General features: G+C 45.1%; 23 protein-coding genes and 1 pseudogene. 16 read left to right on the top strand and 8 right to left on the bottom strand.

Going from position 1 to position 23,238, the window contains the following annotated elements:
- A pseudogene (locus tag ACLUWI_RS08710) lies at positions 1 to 495 on the top strand (phosphopentomutase); the annotation flags it as partial.
- Between the two features lie 60 nt (positions 496 to 555).
- Positions 556 to 711: a hypothetical protein gene (locus tag ACLUWI_RS08705; protein WP_412146986.1), complete on the top strand. Its 156-nt coding sequence runs from the start codon at positions 556 to 558 to the stop codon at positions 709 to 711.
- Between the two features lie 387 nt (positions 712 to 1,098).
- Here the strand turns inward: ACLUWI_RS08705 and ACLUWI_RS08700 are convergent, their stop codons facing one another.
- Positions 1,099 to 2,058: a quinone oxidoreductase family protein gene (locus ACLUWI_RS08700; RefSeq protein ID WP_412146985.1), complete on the bottom strand. Its 960-nt coding sequence runs from the start codon at positions 2,056 to 2,058 to the stop codon at positions 1,099 to 1,101.
- Positions 2,059 to 2,163: 105 nt separating this feature from the next.
- Here ACLUWI_RS08700 and ACLUWI_RS08695 point away from each other — a divergent pair, with 105 nt between their 5' ends.
- A complete protein-coding gene (locus tag ACLUWI_RS08695) occupies positions 2,164 to 2,643 on the top strand; it encodes a MarR family winged helix-turn-helix transcriptional regulator (protein ID WP_412146984.1) in 480 nt (159 codons plus the stop codon).
- Here the strand turns inward: ACLUWI_RS08695 and ACLUWI_RS08690 are convergent.
- The 3 genes from ACLUWI_RS08690 to ACLUWI_RS08680 are packed head-to-tail and all read right to left on the bottom strand — an operon-like array spanning position 2,635 to position 4,899.
- Positions 2,635 to 3,459 carry an alpha/beta fold hydrolase gene (locus ACLUWI_RS08690; protein WP_412146983.1) on the bottom strand — a complete coding sequence of 275 codons (825 nt, stop codon included), beginning with the start codon at positions 3,457 to 3,459 and terminating at the stop codon, positions 2,635 to 2,637. The genes ACLUWI_RS08695 and ACLUWI_RS08690 overlap by 9 nt on opposite strands.
- 14 nt (positions 3,460 to 3,473) lie before the next feature.
- On the bottom strand, positions 3,474 to 4,472 hold the full coding sequence (locus tag ACLUWI_RS08685) for an NADP-dependent oxidoreductase (RefSeq protein WP_412146982.1): 999 nt from the start codon (positions 4,470 to 4,472) through the stop codon (positions 3,474 to 3,476).
- Entirely contained in the window at positions 4,453 to 4,899 is a 447-nt protein-coding gene (locus ACLUWI_RS08680) for an Rrf2 family transcriptional regulator (protein WP_412146981.1), read from the bottom strand. The genes ACLUWI_RS08685 and ACLUWI_RS08680 overlap by 20 nt, the downstream gene beginning before the upstream one ends.
- A 217-nt stretch (positions 4,900 to 5,116) precedes the next feature.
- Between ACLUWI_RS08680 and ACLUWI_RS08675 the strand changes: the two genes are divergently transcribed.
- The 4 genes from ACLUWI_RS08675 to ACLUWI_RS08660 are packed head-to-tail and all read left to right on the top strand — an operon-like array spanning position 5,117 to position 9,309.
- The gene (locus ACLUWI_RS08675; protein WP_412146980.1) at positions 5,117 to 6,229 is read left to right on the top strand and encodes an ABC transporter ATP-binding protein; all 1,113 of its coding nucleotides are present in this window, start codon (positions 5,117 to 5,119) and stop codon (positions 6,227 to 6,229) included.
- Positions 6,192 to 7,133, top strand: a complete 942-nt coding sequence (locus tag ACLUWI_RS08670) for a carbohydrate ABC transporter permease (RefSeq protein WP_412146979.1) — start codon at positions 6,192 to 6,194, stop codon at positions 7,131 to 7,133. Before ACLUWI_RS08675 ends, ACLUWI_RS08670 begins: the two co-directional genes overlap by 38 nt.
- Positions 7,133 to 7,960: a carbohydrate ABC transporter permease gene (locus ACLUWI_RS08665; RefSeq protein ID WP_412146978.1), complete on the top strand. Its 828-nt coding sequence runs from the start codon at positions 7,133 to 7,135 to the stop codon at positions 7,958 to 7,960. Before ACLUWI_RS08670 ends, ACLUWI_RS08665 begins: the two co-directional genes overlap by 1 nt.
- Positions 7,960 to 9,309, top strand: a complete 1,350-nt coding sequence (locus ACLUWI_RS08660) for an ABC transporter substrate-binding protein (RefSeq protein WP_412146977.1) — start codon at positions 7,960 to 7,962, stop codon at positions 9,307 to 9,309. The genes ACLUWI_RS08665 and ACLUWI_RS08660 overlap by 1 nt, the downstream gene beginning before the upstream one ends.
- 926 nt (positions 9,310 to 10,235) lie before the next feature.
- On the opposite strand, the gene ACLUWI_RS08655 is transcribed toward ACLUWI_RS08660, so the two are convergent.
- On the bottom strand, positions 10,236 to 11,045 hold the full coding sequence (locus ACLUWI_RS08655) for a hypothetical protein (protein WP_412146976.1): 810 nt from the start codon (positions 11,043 to 11,045) through the stop codon (positions 10,236 to 10,238).
- A 372-nt stretch (positions 11,046 to 11,417) separates the two neighbouring features.
- On the opposite strand from ACLUWI_RS08655, the gene ACLUWI_RS08650 reads away from it, so the two are divergent.
- Positions 11,418 to 11,852 (top strand): hypothetical protein, encoded by a 435-nt coding sequence (locus tag ACLUWI_RS08650; RefSeq protein WP_412146975.1) that lies wholly within the window; start codon positions 11,418 to 11,420, stop codon positions 11,850 to 11,852.
- Between the two features lie 166 nt (positions 11,853 to 12,018).
- Here ACLUWI_RS08650 and proC read toward each other — a convergent pair whose 3' ends face one another.
- Positions 12,019 to 12,792, bottom strand: coding sequence for a pyrroline-5-carboxylate reductase (gene proC / locus ACLUWI_RS08645; protein WP_412146974.1), 774 nt, complete (start codon positions 12,790 to 12,792; stop codon positions 12,019 to 12,021).
- A 45-nt stretch (positions 12,793 to 12,837) separates the two neighbouring features.
- Positions 12,838 to 13,548 carry a MucBP domain-containing protein gene (locus ACLUWI_RS08640; protein ID WP_412146973.1) on the bottom strand — a complete coding sequence of 237 codons (711 nt, stop codon included), beginning with the start codon at positions 13,546 to 13,548 and terminating at the stop codon, positions 12,838 to 12,840.
- Between the two features lie 162 nt (positions 13,549 to 13,710).
- Here ACLUWI_RS08640 and ACLUWI_RS08635 point away from each other — a divergent pair, with 162 nt between their 5' ends.
- On the top strand, positions 13,711 to 14,313 hold the full coding sequence (locus tag ACLUWI_RS08635; protein ID WP_412146972.1) for an ECF transporter S component: 603 nt from the start codon (positions 13,711 to 13,713) through the stop codon (positions 14,311 to 14,313).
- Positions 14,314 to 14,398: 85 nt separating this feature from the next.
- Here ACLUWI_RS08635 and ACLUWI_RS08630 read toward each other — a convergent pair whose 3' ends face one another.
- Entirely contained in the window at positions 14,399 to 16,654 is a 2,256-nt protein-coding gene (locus ACLUWI_RS08630) for an AAA family ATPase (RefSeq protein WP_412146971.1), read from the bottom strand.
- A 281-nt stretch (positions 16,655 to 16,935) separates the two neighbouring features.
- On the opposite strand from ACLUWI_RS08630, the gene ACLUWI_RS08625 reads away from it, so the two are divergent.
- From ACLUWI_RS08625 to ACLUWI_RS08595, 7 genes are all read left to right on the top strand, one after another.
- The gene (locus ACLUWI_RS08625) at positions 16,936 to 17,124 is read left to right on the top strand and encodes a hypothetical protein (protein WP_272215156.1); all 189 of its coding nucleotides are present in this window, start codon (positions 16,936 to 16,938) and stop codon (positions 17,122 to 17,124) included.
- A gap of 130 nt (positions 17,125 to 17,254) precedes the next feature.
- On the top strand, positions 17,255 to 17,521 hold the full coding sequence (locus ACLUWI_RS08620; RefSeq protein WP_033935213.1) for a phosphocarrier protein HPr: 267 nt from the start codon (positions 17,255 to 17,257) through the stop codon (positions 17,519 to 17,521).
- A gap of 1 nt (position 17,522) precedes the next feature.
- Entirely contained in the window at positions 17,523 to 19,256 is a 1,734-nt protein-coding gene (gene ptsP, locus ACLUWI_RS08615) for a phosphoenolpyruvate--protein phosphotransferase (RefSeq protein WP_412146970.1), read from the top strand.
- Positions 19,257 to 19,417: 161 nt separating this feature from the next.
- Positions 19,418 to 20,626 (top strand): glycosyltransferase family 4 protein, encoded by a 1,209-nt coding sequence (locus ACLUWI_RS08610; protein ID WP_412146969.1) that lies wholly within the window; start codon positions 19,418 to 19,420, stop codon positions 20,624 to 20,626.
- Between the two features lie 2 nt (positions 20,627 to 20,628).
- Entirely contained in the window at positions 20,629 to 21,651 is a 1,023-nt protein-coding gene (locus ACLUWI_RS08605; protein ID WP_412146968.1) for a glycosyltransferase family 4 protein, read from the top strand.
- A gap of 4 nt (positions 21,652 to 21,655) precedes the next feature.
- Positions 21,656 to 22,675: a lysylphosphatidylglycerol synthase transmembrane domain-containing protein gene (locus ACLUWI_RS08600; protein ID WP_412146967.1), complete on the top strand. Its 1,020-nt coding sequence runs from the start codon at positions 21,656 to 21,658 to the stop codon at positions 22,673 to 22,675.
- Positions 22,676 to 22,752: 77 nt separating this feature from the next.
- A complete protein-coding gene (locus tag ACLUWI_RS08595; protein WP_412146966.1) occupies positions 22,753 to 23,001 on the top strand; it encodes a DUF1797 family protein in 249 nt (82 codons plus the stop codon).
- Positions 23,002 to 23,238: the final 237 nt, after the last annotated feature.

Here is a 23,238-nt window from a genome sequence, read left to right as displayed (position 1 = left end):
TTGCATGAAGCAGGCTACCAAGTGATTGCGATTGGCAAGACCAACGACATCTTCTCTGGCCGTGGCATAGATCAGGCCTACCATAACGAAAGCAATATGGACGGGATGGATCACGTTGACGAGGTGTTGGAAAAAGACTTTACCGGTTTCTGCTTCACGAACCTGGTCGACTTTGACACCATGTATGGCCATCGCCGCGATCCAAAGGGCTTTGGTCAGGCGCTGATGGACTTTGATCAGCGGTTGGGTCATGTTCTGGCGGCGCTGCGTCCAGATGATCTGTTGCTGATTACGGCTGACCATGGCAATGATCCATGCTTCAAGGGCACGGATCACACGCGCGAGGAAGTACCGCTGCTGGCTTGGTCGCCAAAGATGCAGACATCGGGCAGCCTCGGCGTTCGCTCAACGTATGCCGATTTGGGTGTAACAATATTGGATAATTTTGGTCTGCATGCATTGAATGGGCAAAGTTTTCTAGAAGATTTGAAATAAGCAAAACGGCTTGATTGCAAATGCAGTCAGGCCGTTTTTGGTGAAACGGCAGCCACGGCATTGATCGGCCAGCTGGTTGACAAGTATGGCTGGGGTGCCAGTACCACAACAATCTATACAGCATTAGCATTGGCTGTGTGTCTGCTGATCTATCTGCTGTTTGAAGAGCGCCACATCTTACGGATGGAAGAACGGGCTAACGCTGAGCATAAGTAATTGCTGCTTGGATTAATTGGGCTTAACCTAGGTTATTATTGGGATACAAAAATATTTGAATACAATAAATAATTGAATACAAGAATATCTGTACACAATAAATAACCGCATACAGAAAATAATTGTATACAAGAAATTAATTCCTCGTTTCAATTAAAACTTGGGATGGAGAATTTTTGATTTAAAAAATGCGAAACCGACTCCTTTTGGTTGATTTGTGGTTATTTCTATCATAATAGGAGGTTGGTTCCCGTATATACGAAACCCGGATGATTCGCAAGTGAATTACGAATCATCCGGGTTTTCATTTTGAGGAATAGTTTTTTCCCAGTCTCTTTTGGGTAAGGTCTTGGTAAAAGGAACGGTTTTTGTCGATGAAAAAAGGTGTTAATTAAACTGATTAGGAATATATACGATCCGTTGTTTGGTATTTTCCCAGTTTTCTTGACTAAATTCTTCCAACTGATATTGCAGTGGCGTGACATTGAACTTGCCTGCTGCTACAAGCTGAGCCAGGGAAAATAGTTCTTTGGCAAAGACGGCAGTGGCGATGCTGCCAATTCCGCTGCCAAGAAAGCGAATGTTGTTTGAGCGTAAGACCGCAGCGGACAGTTCAATTTTGCTGCCAGCCATACTGCCAATCTCGACCCATTCAAGCAAAGCGTCTGGCTTGCTGCGCGAATTAAGCACGCCGTCAAGCACATTTTGCGCGGGCAGCCCCCATAAGTAGTCAAGGACGACATCGACTTGATCAAGCTGGTTTAACTGCGAGGCTAAATTATCATTTAATTGAATAAACCCATCAGCTGGCAATGATCGTAAAATCTCTTCATTGCGGCCAGCCGCGATTACCTGGCGCGCGCCAAGATAACGGGCAATTTCAACGGCGAGACGACCAGCATAGCCCGTTGCGCCAAGAATCAAAACGTTTTTATCCTTAACCCCGGCTGATAACTGCTGACGAATTGCCATCCACGATGAGAGGGCTGGATTCATGGATGCGGCAATTTTAGCTGGATCAATCTTTTGCGGTAATGGCAGCAGGCGCTTTTTTGAAACCGGTACTTGTTGAGCCATTGAACCGTATTTTTCGTTAGAAGCTAAGAAATAATAGTTGTTGCCTTGTTGATCACGGCCAACACCGTCTAGGCCAGGCACTAAGGGCAGCTGATCAGGACTGGCCGAATAGTGACTGCCATTGGCGCGTGACCGCACGACATTGTTGACACTGGCGGCTAAGACGTCGAGCAGTACCTCATCATTTTGGGGTACTGGGATGTCAATGGTCTGTAGGGAAGGCCCTGTTTGAAAATCATTCACTACAATTGCATTCATTTTTTGAGGCATAAAATCAATCTCCTTTATTTATATTACCGGTAATTTATTTTATAATTATAGTCAAAGTTGAATTTATGTCAATATATATTACCGGTAATTTATTTGGAGGAGAATATGACCGCAATTGTTGAAATTGAAAGAGCTGCCCGGGACTTTGATCATCATGCTGAAATGCTTCGGCGTCAGATTTTAGATCAGCTGATTGCCGATCAGCTTGATGATTTTCCAAAAGAACAGGTGCAGCAGCTGGCAAAACACCGATTTTCCCATTCAGAAATGCGTCTCTTGTCTTATGTCAAAGCAGCTGGTTCTGAAGTGGCCTATCAACGGCTTACTAAGGACCTGGACATCTCACAGGGGATGATTTCACGCTATGTCAAACGTTTAGCTGAATTGGGACTTTTGGAACGCTATCATAAAGAAAATGATAAAAAGGCCGTTTACCTAAGGCTGACGTCAACCGGCAGCATCGTTGCTGATATGCATAAGCAAATGCATGAAAAAGAGAATGAGCATTACGCGGCCATTCTAGCTGAGCTGCCAGCGGAATATATTGCCAATGCGGTTGAAGTTTTAAAAAAATTATCATTTTAAAAAACTAGAAATCTTTTCGGCGGCGGGGATGGCATACTGAAAAATTGAGCCATGGCCGGCATTCGGGAAAATTAAAAGTTCACTGTTCTCGATCAGTTCGTGCATTTGGTAGCTGTTGCTGGTGGGGACCATCGTATCATTGTCACCATTAATAATTAGGGTAGGCATGGTGATGCGACTCAAGTTATCTGCTGGAGCGGTTCCCCACTTTTTGATGGCGCGCAGCTGACGCCGAAAAGAAGCAATGGTAATTTTTTGATCAGCAAAATCAGGTGTTCTTTGCCTCAAACGGCTGAGGACTCGTTCAGCTTCTTTAGCGCCACGCTGGTCATGGGGATAAAAAATGTAGCGTTTGGGGTCAGTACGCTTGAAGAATGCTTTAAGCATGGCAGTAAAGGTTACCAACGAGACACGATCAATTCCCTTGCCGCCACGCGGTCCTGTACCTACCAAAATCAAACGTTCTACCAGCTGAGGCGCTTGTTCAGCTACAGCTTGCGCAATCATCCCGCCCATTGACAGTCCCAGTAAATTGATTTTTTTAAAGCCGCGCAGCTCGATGAATTTAACTGCTTGATCAGCCATTGCCTCAATGGTTAATGGGACCTGTCCGCTGCTGGCGCCGACACCGGGCAGATCAATGACCACCAGGTGATTTTTAGCCGCTAGCTGGTCGATAAAAAGCGGATCCCATTCATCAAGCGTTGCCGAAAGATGAGTCAGCATTACCAGTGGCAGACTAGCATTTTCCGTTCCTAATTCGCGATAGGCAATCTGGTTGAGATATTGGTTATGAGTAGTTAAGTATGAAGTCATCTTTTTGCTCGCTCTTAAAAAGTAATGACGGTCTTACCCTTGGCATGGCCTTGGGCGACTTTTTGCAGGGCCGTGTTGAGTTCGCTGAATGGATAGACCTGCTCAACGACTGGATGTAGCGATTGTTTTTCAAAAATATCGGCAGCTTGTTGCAATTGTTTGCCATCCGCGTGGACAAAAATGAAGAAATATTTCTGCTGACGCTTGGCGGCCATTTTATCCAACCGACTGCCGGCCAGACCAAACAAAATCTTTTTAAAGAAGGGAAGCTGCATCCGCTTGGCGAAGTCGCCATTTGGCATGCCTTTTAATGAAACCAGGCTGCCTCCTTGCTTAAGGATCTGGAATTGTTTTGCCGTTTCCTGACCGCCGAGCGTATCAATAACATAATCAACGTCTTTTAACACTTTGGCATAATCAGTCTGTCGATAATCGATAAACTCATCCGCGCCCAGCTTTAAGACCCGTTCAGCATTGCGACCGTTGCCATTGGTGATGACATGCAGTCCCATCGCTTTCGCCAATGGAATGGCCATTCCGCCAAAACCACCAGTTCCCCCTGAAATAAAAATTCGCTTGCCAGGCTGCACGTTCAAAAGCTCAAAAGCCTGCATGGCGGTTAGAGCCGTTAGCGGAATCGCGGCAGCTTCCTCATTGGAAAGGTAGGCTGGGACCTTGGCAATGGCTTGACTGTCGATGGCCGCAAATTCCGCAAAGGCGCCAGGGTGATTAAGCGGCAGTCGGGCAAAGACGCGGTCGCCTTTTTGGAATCCTTTAACGTTGGCGCCCAAATCGATGATCTCACCAACGAGCTCATTACCAGCCACGATTGGCAGCCGGTAAGGGATGATCAGTTTGACTTCGCCTTTGGTAATCATGTTGTCAACGGGATTGACCCCGGCAGCTAAAGACTTTACCAACACTTGATCAGCGGTGATGCCGGGCGTTGGCAGATTGCTAAATGACAAGTTGACGTCTTTTTTGTTGTATTGATTAAGAATGGCAGCTTTCATTTTTTTCCTCGCTTGCTTGTTGTTTAAGATTGTCGATAATGTTGCTGAGCGATTGTTGGGATAATTCATTAGCCAGATCAGCTTCGATATTTTGAAAAGCTGGACTTAACGCGCCTTGAATGTACCGGCCAACTGGACAGGCAGCGTTAGGATTTTGATGAATATTGAAAAGGTGAACCTGTGAGGCTTCTTGAACGGCTAGATAGACGTCAAGCAGTGAAATCTGGTCTGAGGGCTTGACGAGAAAATAGCCTGGTTTGCCTTGATGAGTTTCAATCAAGTTGTCATTTTTTAAGAGACTGATGATCTTGCGAATATAGCTGGCGTTGGTGCCGACACTGATGGCCAGATCCTTGGAAGAAAGCGTACGGTCAGATTCGGCAATCATCACCAGAATATGTAAGGCAACAGAAAATTTGGTATCCATGGTTTCCTCCTTTTTGTACTTGTATTTAATACAAATACAAGGCTAGCAAAAAATACTACACCCGTCAATAATTATGATGCGGATGGTGATATTTACAAAAATGGAACATTAAGTTTTACCTGATAATTACAAGAACTGTAAATAGTCGTTACATTGTTCTTTTATGATAAATCCCGTTGAAATGCAACGAAACTTTCAAGCATATGAGGTGAAATGAATGTCCATTGAACTGAAGAATCTTTCAAAGTCATATGACGGTAATACCTTGACGCTTAAAGACGTCTCGGTGCGGATCGAAACGGGTGAGTTTTTTGCCATTGTCGGTCCGTCTGGCTGTGGTAAAAGTACGCTTTTGCGCATGATTGCCGGCCTGATTCCCGCAACCGACGGCAATGTCTTGATTGATGAAAAAGACGTTACCAACCTGCCACCGCAAGAACGCAACTTGACGATGGTCTTTCAAAACTACGCGCTGTTCCCGTTTTTAACGGTTAAAGACAATGTTGCCTTTGGTTTAAAGGCGCGCAAGGTTGAACAGTCAGCAATCGATCAGCGCGTTGCTAAAGCCTTAAAGATGGTTGACTTAGCAGAGCTTGGCGACCGCAAGCCCAAAGAACTGTCAGGTGGTCAGCGGCAGCGGGTAGCCTTGGCACGTGCAATTGCCAGTGATGCCAAGATTTGTTTAATGGATGAACCACTTTCCAACTTGGACGCACAATTGCGAACCAAGATGCGGGCTGAGATTCGTGAACTACAACAGCACCTTGGCTTAACGGTCATCTATGTTACTCACGATCAAGTAGAAGCCATGACGATGGCGGATCGAATCATGGTCCTGCACAATCATGAGGTGCAGCAGATCGGCACGCCGCTGCAGATCTACCAAGATCCCCGCAATGCCTTTGTTGGTCAGTTCTTTGGCACGCCGCGGATGAATCTTTTGGAAACGACACCGAATGATGGTCAGCTCCAGACTGCCGCTCCGCTTTACTTTGCTAAGCCAGCTGAAGTTGAGCCGCATAATTGTCTGGTCGGAATTCGTCCCGTTAACTTAAAGATTTTGACTGATGTTTCGGACGCCAACGCGCGGATCGAAAACGTTGAATACCTTGGCACGCAGCTGATTATTGAAGCGGCAATGGATGATGGTCAAGAAGTCCGCGTCGTCCAGGATACTGAACGGGCAGATCTCTATGGGGTCAACCAACGGATCAAGATTATTCCAGACGGCAAGTACTTTATTTTTGATCAAAAGGGTCAACGCATCAGTCAAGGCGAGGAGGAGATTAAAGATGGAACGATCACCGAAGCAAAATACGCTCTCAGCTAATGGCACCAAGTCATATGCCAAGCCAGCCTTTCAGGTTAATCAAAAGGACGGCTGGTATGCGGTGCTGTTTTTGGGACCTTCGTTGCTGCTGCTAACGGTTTTTGTCTTTTACCCTATGCTTAAAACGCTGTATCTTTCACTGTTTATTACTAACAGTCTCGGCCAGCCTAAGATTTTTGTGGGACTTAAAAACTACATTTCACTGTTTACTTCTAGTGCCTACTTGGCCAGCGTGCGGGCTACTTTTATCTATGTTTTGTTTGTCTGTGCCTTGACGATTGTCTTGGGGCTATTGTTGGCGCAGACAGCAACGTCGAAATTGCGCGGTATTGGCTTTTTCAGGACGGCTTTTTCAGCAACGATGGGGGTTTCGGTTTCGGTTGCCGCGATCTTTTGGCTGTTTATCTTTAATCCATCGGTCGGCTTAATGAACAATATTGCCAAAGTTCTGCATTTGCCGGTCATCAACTGGCTGGCTGATCCGACTTGGGCAATGGTTGCCGTGATCGTAACAACGGTCTGGATGAATCTTGGCTTTACGTTTCTGATTTTGTTTGGTGCTTTGCAAAGCGTGCCGCCAACGCTATATGAAGCAGCTCAGATTGCTGGGGTTTCCAAACGCTATCAGTTTTTTCACATTACCCTGCCGATGATTTCGCCAACCTTGTTTTTTGTCTGCATCGTGACCTTGATTGATGCGTTCAAGAGTTTTGGGCTGATCGATTTGATGACGACTGGTGGTCCAAACAACGCCACTAATCTGATGGTTTACCGGATCTATCAAGATGCCTTCTTAAACGGTAATTATTCGTTGGCCAGTGCGGAATCAATTATTCTGGCGATTATCATTGCAATCTTTACGCTGATTCAATTCAAGTTCTTGGAAAAGAGGGTCAACTACTGATGGATACCGTTCAAACATCGAATAAAAGCAAATGGTTTCAATACCTGTTGCTGGTTATCCTGGCAATCGTAATTCTGGTGCCATTTATCATCGGCTTTTGGACCAGTCTTTTGCCAACTGCGGAAATTTCGCAGGGGAAGCTGTTCAGCAGCAATATTTCGCTGCACAACTATGTTTCGGCAATGACTAAGACGCCGATTCTGCGTTATCTTTGGAACAGTCTGATAATTTCGACTATTACGACGCTGTTTCAATTGATTTTTTGCTCGATGAGTGCCTATGCATTTACGTTCCTGCACTTTAAGGGACGGGATGCCTTATTCTATGTCTTCTTGGCAACGATGATGCTGCCGTTTGAAGCCGAGGTGATTCCAAACTTTGCCACGTTCAAGAGCATGAATCTTTTAAACAACTATTGGGTAATGATTATTCCATTTATGACATCGGCCTTTGGGGTTTTCATGCTGCGGCAATCATTTAAGCAGATTCCGACTGAATTAAAAGAAGCCTGTGATATCGAAGGCCTTTCTCATTTTCAATTCTATGGCAAGTGTGTACTGCCCTATGCCAAAATCAGTCTGCTGACCTTAGCTTCATATAGTTTTCTTTCGACTTGGAATCAATATCTTTGGCCAATGCTGACGACGTTTTCGGACCATTTCCGCCCTGTCCAGGATGGTCTGCGGCAGCTGCAGTCGACCGAAACGTTCAATGACTGGGGCATGATTCAGGCCAGTGCCGCGATTGTGGTGATTCCAACCTTGATTGTATTGTTTATTGGCCAAAAAGCCTTTAAGTCGGGGGCAAACGAGGGGGCTATCAAGTAATGAAGCAACGAGCAGTTAAATTTTTCAGGCGCCTGTTGTTGGCATGCAGCTGTTTACTGCTGTTTGCCACGGCTTTTGCCAAACCTGTCCATGCGGCCGAAAGAACGAAAATCGTGTTTTGGCATGAAATGACAGGGCCGGCTAAAGATCAGCTGGTTAAGTTCTGTAATGAATTCAACAAATCGCAAAACAAATATACCGTGGTTCCTGAATTTGAAGGGGACTATAACCAAGTCGTGCAAAAGATTTTAAACACGCACGGTACCGATACTTCACCAGCACTGTTTCAATCGATGGATATCTCTACGGCGCAGATGCACTACAGTAACTACACGACACCGGTACAAAAGTTTATTGATGAGGATCATTATGATATGAGTAAGATCTCACCAATGGCGCGGGCATTTTACTCTAAAGACGGCAAGCAGATCTCAATGCCATTCAACTCATCACAGCCCGTGCTTTACTATAATGCCACACTGCTTAAAAAGCTGGGGGTTGCCGCACCGCCCAAGGATCCATCTTATTCGGATCTGACCAAGACGGCTGAAGCAATCTATCAAAAGTCGCATCATAAGGTTCACGGAATGAGTGTTGAGATTTATGGCTGGTTCTTTGAACAGTTCTTGGCCAACGCCAATGTCTGCATCGCCAACAACAATGATGGTCACAGTGGCGTGCCGACTAAAGTTTCATTTGATAATCCAGCTGCGGTCAAGACGATGCAGTGGCTGCAAAAAAACATCAAGAGTGGCGCCTTTATGAACTACGGGGCTGGTACCAACGCGCAAACCAACGAACAGGCCGCTTTCTTATCAGGAAAGTTGGGGATGTTCTTACAGTCATCGGGCTCGATTACGCAATTGACGACTGGAACCAAGGATAAGATTGGTGTCTGCTACTATCCACATATGGATGGAAAGAAAGCTAATGGGGTTGCCATTGGTGGGGCTTCGCTGTGGATCTCCAACGATAAATCAGCCGACGTACAGCGCGGCTCTTGGGAATTCATCAAGTACCTGATGACGGCAAAATCACAGGCACGTTGGCAAGCAGCTACCGGTTATCTGGCATTGAACCGGGATTCGCAAAAAGAACCAGTTTTAAAGAAGCTCTACAAGAAGAATCCAGCTGCCAAGGTTGCCAGCGAACAGCTGCGGCGCACGAAGCCGAACAAAGCCAACTCAGGGATCTTCATGCAGAATCTGGTTCAGGCCCGGCTGCTTGAACAAACCGCAATGGAGCAGATCTACGGTGGCGCAAACGTTCAAAGTGCGTTGAAAAAAGCTCAGGATTCAATGAATAGCTATATTCAACAATCTAACCAGGCAAACGGTTTTAGCAAGTAATCGAAAAGCTTTGACTCTTATGTAAGGGCCAAAGCTTTTTTTGCTGTCAAGCAGGGTAAGGACAAGCGCCCCCACAGTCAACTGATATTTGGATGCTTTGAAGCGTGATTGGCAATCGTGGGAAGCAGCGATTGGGGTAATCGTTGGAATTATAGGAATTATGGGAATTGCGCAAACGGTAACGCACTGAAATGGAGCTTGAAAGGAATTTGCAGTCACGTAAGCAGTTGCTCTCCCTTGGTTTAGATAAGCAGAGGTTTGGCTGAAACGTATCCGATACAGTCTGTACAAAGCCGTTGACTGATTAAAGCGATGCGGCAAAAACCGAGATAGAGCAATCATACGTAAAATGAAGGGCTGGCGATGCAGTATCGCAATTTAATTAATCGGATTTGCGCAATTCGGTTTAGCTAGCGAATCAAAAAAGCAACGATGATTATTAATCAGGTTGCTATAGCATTTTTAAAGGAAATATTCAAAAAATAGTGTATAAACCCAGATGGTGAAAAGACCATTACCTACTTTTTTCAAAAAAGCGATGTATAGTAGGTAAAATCGAATGTATATTGATTTTTCGGCGTTTTCATTACCTACTATTTTCTGTTTTCATTAATAAAGTAGGTAAATTCGGCTAGTGGTCTAGATTGATTAACAGAAAAATATACAAAATTACCTACAATTTCGAAAAAATTATTATATAGTAAGTAAACTTTCAAAGATCAAGTATGCACTTACCTACTATTCGAATGAAAATGACTGATAGTAGGTAAATCATTTTTGAAAGCGAGAAGATTATCGAAGCTGCCGATGAACCAGGTGCGGGTTAACGTAAGTCACTCTTGAAAGCGAAGGGATTACACCAGCTTCCATATGAATCAACGCTTTTGCTGATGTGCAAAAATTATTGCGCAACTACTGAGTCTTGGTCAGTCAATCATGTCATCGGCTTGGTTTAATGAATAAGGTTTGATTAATGGGATAAGCGCCTTAACATTTAGCGGCTGTGTGGATGATTCCATTGAAATAATAAGGTGATCTGCAAAACCGCTTTCAATATAATCATTATAGCGAGTGATCATTTTTTTGGAATAGTCTGGATTATCGATCATTCCAAAGTGCTCTAAGTACACTAGACGATTTTTACGAATATCATAAATGGTGAAGTCCGGATAAATCGTCCCTAGTCTGTTTAAAGTGCAGGCCATTTCATAGCGATAAGGAACGTTGTAATAGCAAAGCAGATCAGCGATGATTTTTTCTGATTTTGAGCGAACCGTCTCGCCATTAATAGTTTTAAATGTTTTGATGCCTGGTGCGAGTGGTTTTTGGTTAAATATTTTATGCTTCCATAAATCTAGTCGACGTACGGTTGGTTCTTTGAATGGAATGAGCTTTTTTTGACATTCAGTTGGGAAGTCGTTCCAGATTTCATCAAAGGTATCATGCGGATCTTTTTTCAAAAAAGCGGCGATGGCATTTTGGCGCTGAGTTAATAGTTTTAAGCATTTTTTATCATATTTCTTTTGCAGCAGCTGGATGATTTCCTGTTGCTGTTTGGCTTTGCTTAGATATCGGCGGCAAGTACTGCCGGTAGAACAGTAGAATTGAAGCGATCTTTTGTTTGATTCGATGATCAGATTACCTTGAAGCGAATCTGCAATCTGAGCCTGCAGTTTTTGGATGTTGTTTTGATTTTGATTGAACGCGTTAGTCATCAATTGATGCAGCTTTTCCATTTGAATTCCTCCTTGGTAGTGTAATAAGAATTGTCGCATTAGTTGCATATGAATATTCGAACAATAAACCGGACATAATTGTGTGGTGGAATAAATTATGTCTCTATATTAAGCTGTATGCCAAAACGAGTGGATTTCTATTTAATTTTACTGACCGAAACGGAAAAGTACGGTTATCTGATTTGCAATTCCAAGGTAATATGGTGTTTATAAGGATTCTTGAAAAAATCTTTCCAATTGATAGCCAATAAATGCTCTAAGCGACGTTAATGGTTTTTAACAATAATATTTTCAAAGTTTTGCTACAATCAGTCTTTATGGTCAGCCCTCGTTGTTAAGATAAGCTTAAGAAGTTAAAAAGGGGTGATCATTATGCCATGGCTTAAATTAAATGCTGGCAGGATTGTGTTTGATATAAATATGAAAGACTGCGATGCAACCGAATTAATCCAACTCAAAATCAAAGGTGCAGGCATTAATATCAACCAAAAAAATCGGGAAGTGCCTAAAGAAGAAATAATCTACTTGGCATGCGCATTGAAAAAATGTCTTGCCCAAACCAACTATCACTGGCAGCATGGCGATTCAGTCAATGGTCAATATGGCGTTTTTCTGGAAAGCGAGGAAGGCGATAAGTATAGTGAATTTATCTACTACCTGGAAGCTCACTCGGCCAGCCGTGTCGTAATTGATTTTAATGAGCAAAATATGCGCCTTTTAATGGAATATATTGAAATGGTATTAGGCAAGATTGATTTTGATGGCGAGCTGGCCCAGCAGCTGTATGCCAATGGCAATTTACATTAGCTTATTCATCAGCCTAGCGAAAATGTACCAAATCAAACGTCTGAGTCATGATGCCAGATCAAAACCCCCGACCAGCGTTAAGCTGAGCGGGGGTTTATCGGTTAATTAGAATACCAGGAAAGACGACTAGTTAATTCGGATGGCACCGGTCTGAAAAACTTGCCAGTTAATCTTCATCGCTGGCCTGGTCGACGGCATCAATCACGCCATAGCGGAAACCGTGCTTTTCGAGAGCCGCCAGACCGCGAATCGTAGTACCAGCAGGGGATGCCACTTGATCGCGCAAAGCGGCTGGGGATTGGCGCGTTTCATAGGCCAGGGCACCTGAACCCTTAACCATGCTGGCAATCAAGCGGTAGGCAGTCTGACGATTCAAACCATGCTTGACAGCAGCATCACTCATGGCATCCATAAAGACGTCAACGAATGCAGGACCACAGCCACCGATTACACCGACGATGTCTAACTGTTCTTCAGGCACCAAAACCACGTCGCCCAAATCATTAAGCAATTGAACGATGGTATCCTTAACGGGCTTATCAAACTTAGGATCCAGCGACAGACCAATCGTACCGGCATTTACGGAAACTGGTGTATTTGGAATCATCGTGGCTACTGGATTGTCAACCAGTGCTGCTTGCAGGTCGGCACGCTTAATACCGGCTGCTGCAGAAATGACGATCGTGTGCGGATCCAAGGCTTGCAGCTGTTCAGCAACGGTTACGGTCACGGGAGCTGGGGTCGTTAAAATGACGACATCGGGCTGCAGTTCAACTAAACTTTGCGGATCAAAAACCAACTTAAATTTATACTCGTGCGCCAGTTTTTCAACGCGTGGATTTTGGGGATTTAAAGCAATCAGATCGTACTTGGTCAGATTGTTCAAACCTTGCATAATGGCGCCGCCCATACTGCCAACGCCAACAATCGCAACTTTCATATTTATGCTTCCTTTCATTTAACACTGTCTTAATTATAGCAAAACCTATTGAATCAGATTGACGTAAGAGCCGTTGATAAAGCCAAGCTCTTTTGCTTGATACCAAACGACGCCGTTATTGTCGTTAAGCTTGCCAATGATGTCTAAGCGCTCGCCATCAATGACCTTGCCGACGCTTTGCCCATAAGGCTGATCGTAGACGTCCAGTTTCTTTCCCTGTACGTAGTCAACAACAGCCTTGAGATGATTCAGCGGCAAAATTGCCAACTGACTGCCAGGTTTTGGTGCCAGGGAATCGTCATTAGGCAGCTCTTTGAAGTCTTTCATGGTATTGCTGTCGTATTTCAGCCAGCGATCGGCATTCACCTCGTACCAAAACTCGCCTTTTTGGGTGGCAATGCGTTGGAACGTCTTGACGAAAATTCCGCCAGGCAGCGGTGTATCGACTGGCATACCATCGACGTCGTCAAACAGTTGCGTTGGTGTCGACAGTTTTAAATACATAGCCACGTTTTGAACCTCGCCCCATGAATTGCGGCGATAGTACAGGTGAACGCTGTGTGGCTGCATATCAAAGCTGCCGTTCAATTGACCATCGGCTTTAATGAATCGGTAGTTGGGAAACTTTAATTCGACAATATGAAAAGGCGTGTCGACAAAGCCCCGCAACAGCTGCGGAACGCGCAGATTGGCGCCAGTATCAATATCGGTATAATAGACCCAGATTGGGTTTCCGGTTTTAAATGAATCAGCCATAAAAATCGCTCCATAACTCTAAACGCTTGTTAATCACATTATAACGCTTTCGAGTGCCAAAAGGTCTTGAATTATCGAGCAAAATTAGCAATTCGTGTCTAAATTTTAAACCATGTTATAATTGACTGGATATTTAGGCATAGCGTGAGAAAGGGGATATCAATGACAAGTGCTTCGGTTAGAACAAAACGCTTAACGGCGCAGACACTGTTATTGGCGATTTTAATTCTGCAGGATTTTATTCCAGCACTAGGGAACATTCCAATTGGTCCATTATCGCTGACAACGCTGCAGATTACAGTAATGATTGGCGCGGTAGTCATGGGACCAAACACGGGGATGCTTTTGGGCGGTACCTGGGGTGTGATCACCTGGCTTAGGGCTTTCTTTTATCCCAGCAGTCCATTGGCACCACTGATTTTTACCAATCCGCTGATTGCAATCGTTCCACGGCTGCTGGTTGGTTTGGTAGCTGGCTATCTGTTCTTGTGGCTGCGCAAGGCAATGAAACAGCGATGGGCATTAATCATCGTGGGGGCGGCCGGTGCCATGACCAATACGCTGCTGGTTTTGGGCGGCATCTACCTGTTCGCGCATACGCCAGCAGTTGCTAAAGGCTATCATACCGATGTAGCTCACTTGGGGGCAGTTTTAGGGACGGTTTTGGCAACGAATGGCTTAGCAGAAATGGTTATGTCGATGATTCTGGTACCAGCCATCGCCATTCCGCTGTTGCGCTATACGCATTTCAATGATCAAAAATAAACAAAAAAGGGCGCGACTGCCAGGCTCATAAAAGCTTGACAGCGCGCCTTTTATATTCAGACTAAACAGATCTTTTTAAGCAGGATTACTTAGTGTCGGGGTCGTCGTTAGTTGCATCGGTTACGCTAGGAGTCTGCGAGTTGGTTGGAACTGGCGTATCGGCAGCCACGACTTCAATCTTGCCATCGCCAGCGAGCTTGGCAGCCAGCTTGTTGACTTGATCGTGATCCAAAACGTAATCGGCGATGCGGTCTTCGATCTGTTCTTCAATGACCCGGCGTAGTGGCCGTGCCCCCATCTTAGGATCGTAGCCCAGATCAACCAGCTTTTCTTTAACGTCGGTTGGAACTTCGATATGCAGGTTCTTGTCAGCCAACATGGCATTGACGTCATCGAGCATCAGCGAAACGATCTTCATCAAGTCAGGCTTGGTCAAAGCGTTGAACTGAACGATGGCATCGAAACGGTTCAAGAATTCAGGCTTGAAGTAGTCAGTCAGCTTGTCAACAATCGAGTGCGTTGCGCCGCTTGCTTCGGGGCCAAAACCGATTGAGGCCTCAGAGTCGCCAGTCCCGGCATTGGAAGTCATGATGATGATGGTGTCTTTAAATGAAACCGTTCGTCCTTGCGAGTCAGTCAAGCGGCCATCATCCAGAATCTGTAAGAACATGTGCATTACGTCAGGGTGGGCTTTTTCAACCTCGTCCAGCAGGATCAGGCTGTAAGGGTGGCGCCGAACCTGTTCTGTCAGCTGACCAGCTTCCTCATAGCCGACATAGCCGGGAGCAGCCCCAATCAGCTTAGAAGTTGAGGTCTTATCCATGTATTCTGACATGTCAAAACGAATCATGGCATCTTTGGAACCAAACAGCAGTTTAGCCAGCTGCTTAGCCATTTCCGTCTTACCAACTCCCGTCGGTCCAACGAACAAGAAACTGCCGATTGGGCGGCCAGACTTGTTGAGACCGATCCGATTGCGGCGAATTGCTCGGGCAACCTTATCAACGGCCTCGTTTTGACCAATAACGTGCTTTTCGAGCTGCTTATCAAGGTCACGCAGCTTGTTTTCTTCTTGTTTTTGCAGGTCGCCAACCGGGATGTGCGTCTTTTCTTCAACGATTTTTTCCATGTCTTGAACGGTTACTGTTGCCGCCTGATCAGTGTGGTTTTCTTCGGCATCCTGCTTAGCCTTGGTCAGCTTGGAAACTTGATCACGATAGTAGGCGGCCTTCTCATAGTCTTGGCTTTCAACGGCTTGCTGCTTGTGAGCTTCAGCCGTGTGGATCTGATTTTCAATGGTTGCTGGATCAGCGGTCTTCAAAGTTAGATTCTTGCGTGATCCGGCTTCGTCCAGCAAGTCAATTGCTTTGTCGGGCAGGAACCGATCTTGAATATAGCGATCAGACAGTTTAGCTGCGGCTTGGATCGCATCATCGGTGTACTTAACGTGATGGAAGTCTTCGTAGCGGCCCTTGATGCCGTTTAAAATCTTGATCGTTTCTTCAACGGATGGTTCATTAACCTCAACTGGCTGGAAGCGCCGAGCCAATGCCGCGTCTTTTTCAATCTTGCGGTATTCGTTCATGGTCGTGGCGCCGATCAGCTGCAGATCGCCACGAGCCAGGGCCGGCTTTAGAATGTTGCCTGCGTCCATGCCGCCTTCTGCATTGCCGGCGCCCATGATTTCGTGGATTTCGTCAATAAACAGAATGATGTTTTTATTCTTTTGAACTTCCTTCATTAATTGTTGCATCCGCTGTTCGAACTGACCGCGAATCCCAGTTCCTTGCACCAGAGAAACGACGTCTAAGCGAATGATTTCTTTTGCGGCGATTTTTTCCGGAACCTGACCGGAAACGATTGCCTGGGCCAGCCCTTCAACGACCGCGGTTTTACCGACCCCAGCCTCACCAATCAGGACTGGGTTGTTCTTAGTCCGTCGGTTGAGAATTTCGATTACGCGCGCGATCTCATCGTCACGGCCAATTACCGGATCGATTTTGCCTTGGCGAGCCAGGTCGGTCATGTTGACGCCATATTGCCCCAACAGACCTTTATTGCGCTTGCCGCCGCCATTACCGTTGGATTGAGCATTAAAGTTGGCATTGCCTTGATTGTTGGCATCTTGGTTTTGCATGTTGTTCATGGCATTCATAAAATCTTCGAGACTGCCGAAGCCAAAGTTGTTGTTCATTCCATTACCCCCATTCATCAGGTTCATTTGTGCCTGTTGCATGTTTTGGTAGCAGTTTTGGCACAGGTCAATCTGCATGCGTTGACCGTTAAAATTCATTTGTAAGTGAATCGTTGCGGGATTTTGATGACATACTTGACAAAGCATTTATTTTTACCCCCTCAGAAGTCAAAAATATATTTGACCTTTTTTGACCATAATGCAATTATACTTACTTTTAGTAATATATCAAGCAGTTTATGTTATGAAAGTCAAATTAATTTATACTTGATATAACGCGCTTTATCGATAAAGGTCAAAAAATAAATAAACTTTCTATCTTTGATTTTAGCACTGGTTGGATTAGAATGCTAAAATCCCCGCCATCTAAAAAAATCCGTTATAATATAAATAGGTGAAAAGCAATTAAGAAAAGAGGTGGGGAATTCGTGGCTGCCAAAGATTACCGTCAACTGCTTGAAGATCTGCGGGCTGGTAAGATTGAGGAATTTGTCGTGACGCCTGAAGAATTTATGGACTTCCAACCGATTTATCATGATTATGAGTATCGGACCCAGATTGAGGGCAAAGCCGAACGGGGCGGAGAATTGCACTATCATTTGATAAAACGCGATTAAATCCGTATTTTGGCGTCATTTGCCAAGAAATCGTCTTGTATTTACCGCTTACAATTGCTACAATGGTGATATTGAAAGCGTTGGTTGCCAATTGCCAATGCCCAACAAAGCCTTAAGGAGAATGATTACAATGGAAAAACGCGATTTTACGATTACTGCTGAAACTGGTATCCACGCTCGTCCAGCTACGATTCTGGTACAAACTGCATCCAAGTACACTTCTGACGTATCTCTGTCATACAACGGCAAGAGCGTTAACCTGAAGTCCATCATGGGTGTTATGAGCCTGGGTGTTGGTCAAAACGCTAACGTTACGATTACGGCAGAAGGCGATGACGAAAAGGAAGCTATCGAAGCCATCGCTGAAACGATGAAGAAAGAAGGCTTGGCGGACTAATATGTCAAGACAGCTCAATGGCATCGCGGCTGGCGGTGGGATTGCCATCGCGCCGGCCTATTTGCTGGGAGTTCCTGACCTATCCGTTAAGCAGCAACATACCGATAATGTGAATCATGAAGTCGCCCGGCTTCATGATTCTTTTGCTATTACGGCTAATGAGCTGCGGGAGATTTGTCAGCGAGCCCATGCTCAACTCAACAAACAGGCGGCGGTGGTCGTCGATATGCAGCTGCAGCTGGTGCTGGCTGATGACTTTCAGCAGACCATTGAGCACCAGATAGTTGCCAATAAGTATACGGCTGGCTATGCGGTCAAAAAAGAAACCGATCGCTGGCTAGCCGAAAATGCATCTTCTGAACAGGGCCTGCATCAAAGAAGAATCGCCATGCAGGACCTTTTTAAGCGTTTAATGAGTCATATTTTAGGAATTGAGCTGCCGGATCCAAGCCGGCTCAAGCATCAGGCGATTATCGTTGCTCATAGCTTGACGCCAACCGATATTGCCCGTTTTGACCGGCGCTATGTCGTGGGCATCGTCTCTGATTTGGGCGGCAGTACCTCGCATTTTTCCATCATGACTAAAGAAAAAGCGATTCCTGGGGTGGTTGGCACCAAAACCGCGACTCGTGAGATTTTGGATGGGACCTCATTGATCGTCGATGGCATTCATGGTCGCGTTTTGCTGAGTCCAACGCCAGCCGAAATCGATGAATATGAGAAGAAAGCCGGCGACTATGCCCGTGAAATGGAGTCGCTCGGGGTCTTAAAACATCAGCGAACCATCAGTGCCGATGGTCGTCATTTCGAGATTGGTGCTAATCTGTTTATGCCCGATGAGATTGAAAATGCCAAAAACAGTGGCGCGGAAGGAATTGGCCTCATGCGCAGCGAATCTTTGTTTATGGGGCGCGATACCTTGCCAAGCGAAGAAGAACAGTTTTTGGCCTATAAAAAGATCGTTGCTGCGATGACACCGGAACGTGTGATTATTAGGACGTTAGATATTGGCGGCGATAAACCGATCGCAGCGATCCAGACGCCAACAGAAGACAATCCATTTTTGGGGATGCGTTCATTGCGTTTTTCATTGGCGCACCCAGAGATCATGCGTCCGCAGATGCGAGCCCTGCTTAGAGCGTCGGTTTATGGCCGTTTGGCGATCATGTTTCCAATGGTCAGCACCTTGGATGAATTTTTGGCAGCGCGCAAGATTTTAGAAGAAGAGCGCCAGAAGCTGCAAGCCAGGGGTATCGGCTGCGCGCGCCAGATTGAGGTTGGCATGATGGTTGAAGTGCCGGCTGCGGTAGAAATGGCCGATCAATTGGCGCAGTATGCCGACTTTTTCAGTATCGGCTCCAATGACTTGACCCAGTATATGTTCGCGGCTGATCGCGGTAACAGCCAGGTCGCGCATCTTTATCAAACGCTGCACCCAGCCGTTTTGAGAGCTATTAAGCATACGGTTGACGCGGCTCATGCTGAAGGCAAATGGGTCGGCATTTGTGGCGAGATGGCCAATAGCTCGCTGGCCACGCCGCTTCTATTAGGCATGGGTATCGATGAGTTTTCAATGAACAGCGCCAGTATCTTGCCGATTCGCTCATTGATTAGCGAACTGCACGTGCGGCAGCTGCAGCCATTGGTTCACCAGGCAATGAATGCCCGCAATGCCAAGGAAGTACGTCAGATGATCATTGGTCGCGTTCCTGCCTTAAAAAACTTCAATTTCTAAAATTTAATCAAGGTCGCTTCAAATGTCTTGAAGCGACTTTTTTGTAGGGTTAAAATCAATTATCTGATGATGAAGAATCAGTTAAAATGGAAATTACTGAATCTAAATCGCATTTAGCCGTTCGCCGTTGTTGGCGATTGAAAATTAAAGGGGACCGCATAGTGAATATTGGGTTGTTTACAGATACTTATTTTCCACAAGTTAGTGGCGTTGCGACGTCGATCAAGACTTTGCGTGATGAATTAACTGAACAGGGGCATCACGTTTACATTTTCACTACGACTGATCCAGCCGCCAAACATGATGAGCCGGAAAATGGCATCTATCGCTTTCCCAGCGTTCCGTTTGTATCGTTTACCGATCGGCGCATTGCCGTGCGTGGCTGGTTAAGGGCTTTGAGACTCGCTCGTAATCTGCAGCTGGATGTCGTTCATAACCAGACTGAGTTTTCTTTGGGGATGATGGGCAAGATGGTGGCCAAGGAAATGAACATTCCGTGCCTGCATACGTACCATACAATGTATCAGGACTATCTGCACTACATTGCCAATGGTCATATCATCAAGCCGCATGACGTTGCCAGATTAGCGCATCTGTACCTAAAAAACATGACGGGAATCATTGCGCCTAGTGAACGAGTGTTGGACACGCTGCAAGCATATGACGTGACCTCGCCGATTAGAATTATTCCAACCGGGGTTAATCTGCGCGTGTACTCAAAACCAGACACGCTTACGCAAAAACATGAACTGCGGCAAAAACTGGGTTATGAGGATGATGTACCAGTATTACTTTCGCTTAGTCGCTTGGCTTATGAAAAAAACATTCAGGCATTGATTGAAGCCTTGCCGGATATTTTGCAGCATCGTCCTGACGCACAGCTTTTGATTGTCGGTGATGGTCCAGCCAAAAAAACCTTGGAACGGCAGGTTGTCAAGATGAGTCTTAGTGATCACGTTCAGTTTACCGGCGAGATTAAAAATGAGGACGTTCATCACTTTTATCAAATGGCCGATGTTTTTGTCTCAGCATCCGATTCGGAATCACAGGGGCTGACTTATGATGAGGCATTAGCATCCAACTTGCCGATTGTCGTGATGCGCAGTGAATATACCGATGAGCTGATTGATGATCCAGCCATTGGAATGAGTTTTCAAAAGCGGGGCGATCTGGTCAAGGGCGTTTTGTACTACTTGGATCATTCTGACACGCAGGAAACGGTTGCTAAACGTCAGCAAAAACTTCATGATATTTCATCAGAAGTCTTTGGTCAGCGCGTGATGGACTTTTATCTGGAATGTCAGCAGCGCCTGCAGGATGAACGGGACGAAAAGAAACGACAGCATCATCTTTTTGGCAAACGAGGTTGAGCATGTTAAAAATAACTATGTATTCTTCAGCGGATAAAGTAGCTGGTCAAGGGGTGGGCAGTGCTTATCTGGAGCTGATGCATCTGTTGAAAACGAATTTTAAAGATGAGTTTGATATCGCGGTTAATCAGTATCGAACCAGTGATATCAGTCACTATCACACGATTGACCTGCCATTTTGGTTTTCCACTTTTTCAAAGAAACGCGGACGTAAAATTGGCTACGTGCACTTTTTACCAGAGACCTTGGAAGGCAGCCTCAAGATTCCGCAGCCTTTTCGCGGGATCTTTTATCGTTATGTGATTGCTTTTTATAAACGCATGGATCATTTGGTAGTGGTAAATCCGTCATTTATCGACAAACTCGTTGCTTATGGGATTCCACGGAGCAAGATTACCTATATTCCTAACTTTGTCGATGATGCCGAGTTTCATCCCGTTGATGAGCTTGAAAAAAGAAGGCTGAAAACTAAATGGGGGATTGCTCAGCAACGGTTTGTCGTGGTTGGCAGTGGTCAGATTCAAGAGCGCAAGGGCGTTTTTGATTTTATTCAGTTAGCCGAGCAGAATCCTGACGTTCAGTTTATCTGGGCGGGCGGTTTTTCTTTTGGGCGGATTACGGATGGCTATGCGGCCCTTAAAAAGATCGTTGATGATCCGCCAACAAATCTTAAATTTCCAGGGATCGTCAGTCGTCAAGAGATTGCTGAGCTGGATGATATTGCCGATCTGTTTTTACTGCCGTCTTATAACGAACTGTTTCCGATGTCGGTTTTAGAGGCGTTTAGCTGCGGGACACCGGTCATGCTACGTGATCTGGATCTTTATCATTCAATTATTCAAGGATATTACGAGCCAGCCAAAGACATTGATGAGATGCAGCAAAAGCTTGATTGGCTGCGGGAGACCCCGGCTCGTCTGGCTGAACTTAAGATGGCAGCTCATACTGCATCGCGTCAATATTCCAAGTCTCACCTTGCCAAAGTTTGGAAACAATTCTACCTGGAGCAGGCAAAGGAGGGCTAGGTAAATGTCGCGAAAAAATTGGGTTATTTTTGTTTTGATGCTGGCATGCGGAATCGGTATTTTTGTCTATTCGCTGCGGGACATAAAACTTTCCTCGATTATCGTGGATTTAGTGCATCTAAACTGGGGCTGGTTTTGGGCAGCCTTGTTGTGCATCTGCCTGTATTTGTTTTTAGAAGCCGTGGTCATTAAGATTTTTATGAATGATCGCCATGACGGCTTTACTTGGAAAGATGCAATCCGCATTCCATTAGTTGAGCAATTGGGAAATGGCTTAACGCCTTTTTCAACTGGCGGTCAGCCGGCACAGCTCTTGGCAATGATGCAGGCGGGGGTTGATGCTGGGCAGGCCAGTTCGGTGCTTTTGATGAAGTTTGTCGTTTTTCAGTCGATGATCGTGATCAACTTTATCATCAGCCTCTTAGTTGGTTTTCACTATATTGCCGCTAAAATGCACGTTTTGTCGCTGTTGGTTCTTTTTGGCTTTTTGGTTCATCTCAGTGTCATTGTTGGCTTGCTGTTAGTGATGTATTGGTACGGTTTTACTAAAAAAGCGGCCAATATCGTGATTCGTCCAGCTCACGGGTTTATGAAGCCCGATAAATATAAAAAGATGCAGGCAACACTGAATGAAAAAATTGATACCTTTTATCAAGAAAGCCTAAAGATTAAAAGCGAATACGGCAAAATGGCTAAAGTTAGTTTAATTACTCTGCTGCAGTTGTTTTTTTATTATCTGATTCCTTATTTCATCATGCTGGCGTTGGGAATCAATGGCTTGAACGTATTGATGGTAGTCAGTCTAAACGTTTTGATCTTTATGGTAATTTCACTGTTTCCGATTCCCGGTGGTACTGGGGGAGCAGAATACAGCTTTTCGGTGCTGTTCTCAAGCTTTATTGCCTCAGGAAGCAAGTTGGTGTTGGCAATGCTGCTCTGGCGAATTTTGACCTATTATTTTGGCATGTTTGCTGGGATGTTTGCCTTAATGATCAAGCCAGATCGAGTGCATGAACCTGATTAATAACGATATAATAGATATTACAGAACCTGGTCGTTTGGATTAGGTTCTTTTATTTTAGTAGTTAGTGAGGCTAGATCATGATTCATTCAGAACTGCAGCGGATTTTGCGTCGCTTGGATGCAATGGCAGAAGATATGCATGGCGATCTTCAGCAGCGTACTTTTTCTGCTTATGGCATTCAGGTCTGTACGGTAACGTATCGACAGAGTACCGGTGAGTTTACTTTAGAGCAGTTTCAGCCGGCTGCTCATCTGACGTTTGACAATTTAGATCTAACGGCAATTGAGGTTTATCGCTGTTTGTATGAGTTTAAAAATTCTTTTTGAATGCTGCTCGAATATTAAAAGATAGTTTAGTTTGTAACCGCCGAGTTTCTCGCTTGATTAAAGATATTACATGTGGATTTGTTCGTTGTTTTGAAATTAGCAGAAAAACTTTTAAAATATAGTTGACGATTAGCCACAATCTCGGTATAGTAGTTATCGTTGTCGATGAGGCAGATGTTGATTACAGTCGGATTTGCTTCTAGCAGTTGTTAACAATTTAAAAATGTTGTTGACAGT

It is taken from the genome of Limosilactobacillus mucosae (assembly GCF_046939755.1).
GTDB lineage: Bacteria > Bacillota > Bacilli > Lactobacillales > Lactobacillaceae > Limosilactobacillus > Limosilactobacillus mucosae_A.
This window is presented reverse-complemented; position numbering and strand designations above follow the sequence as displayed.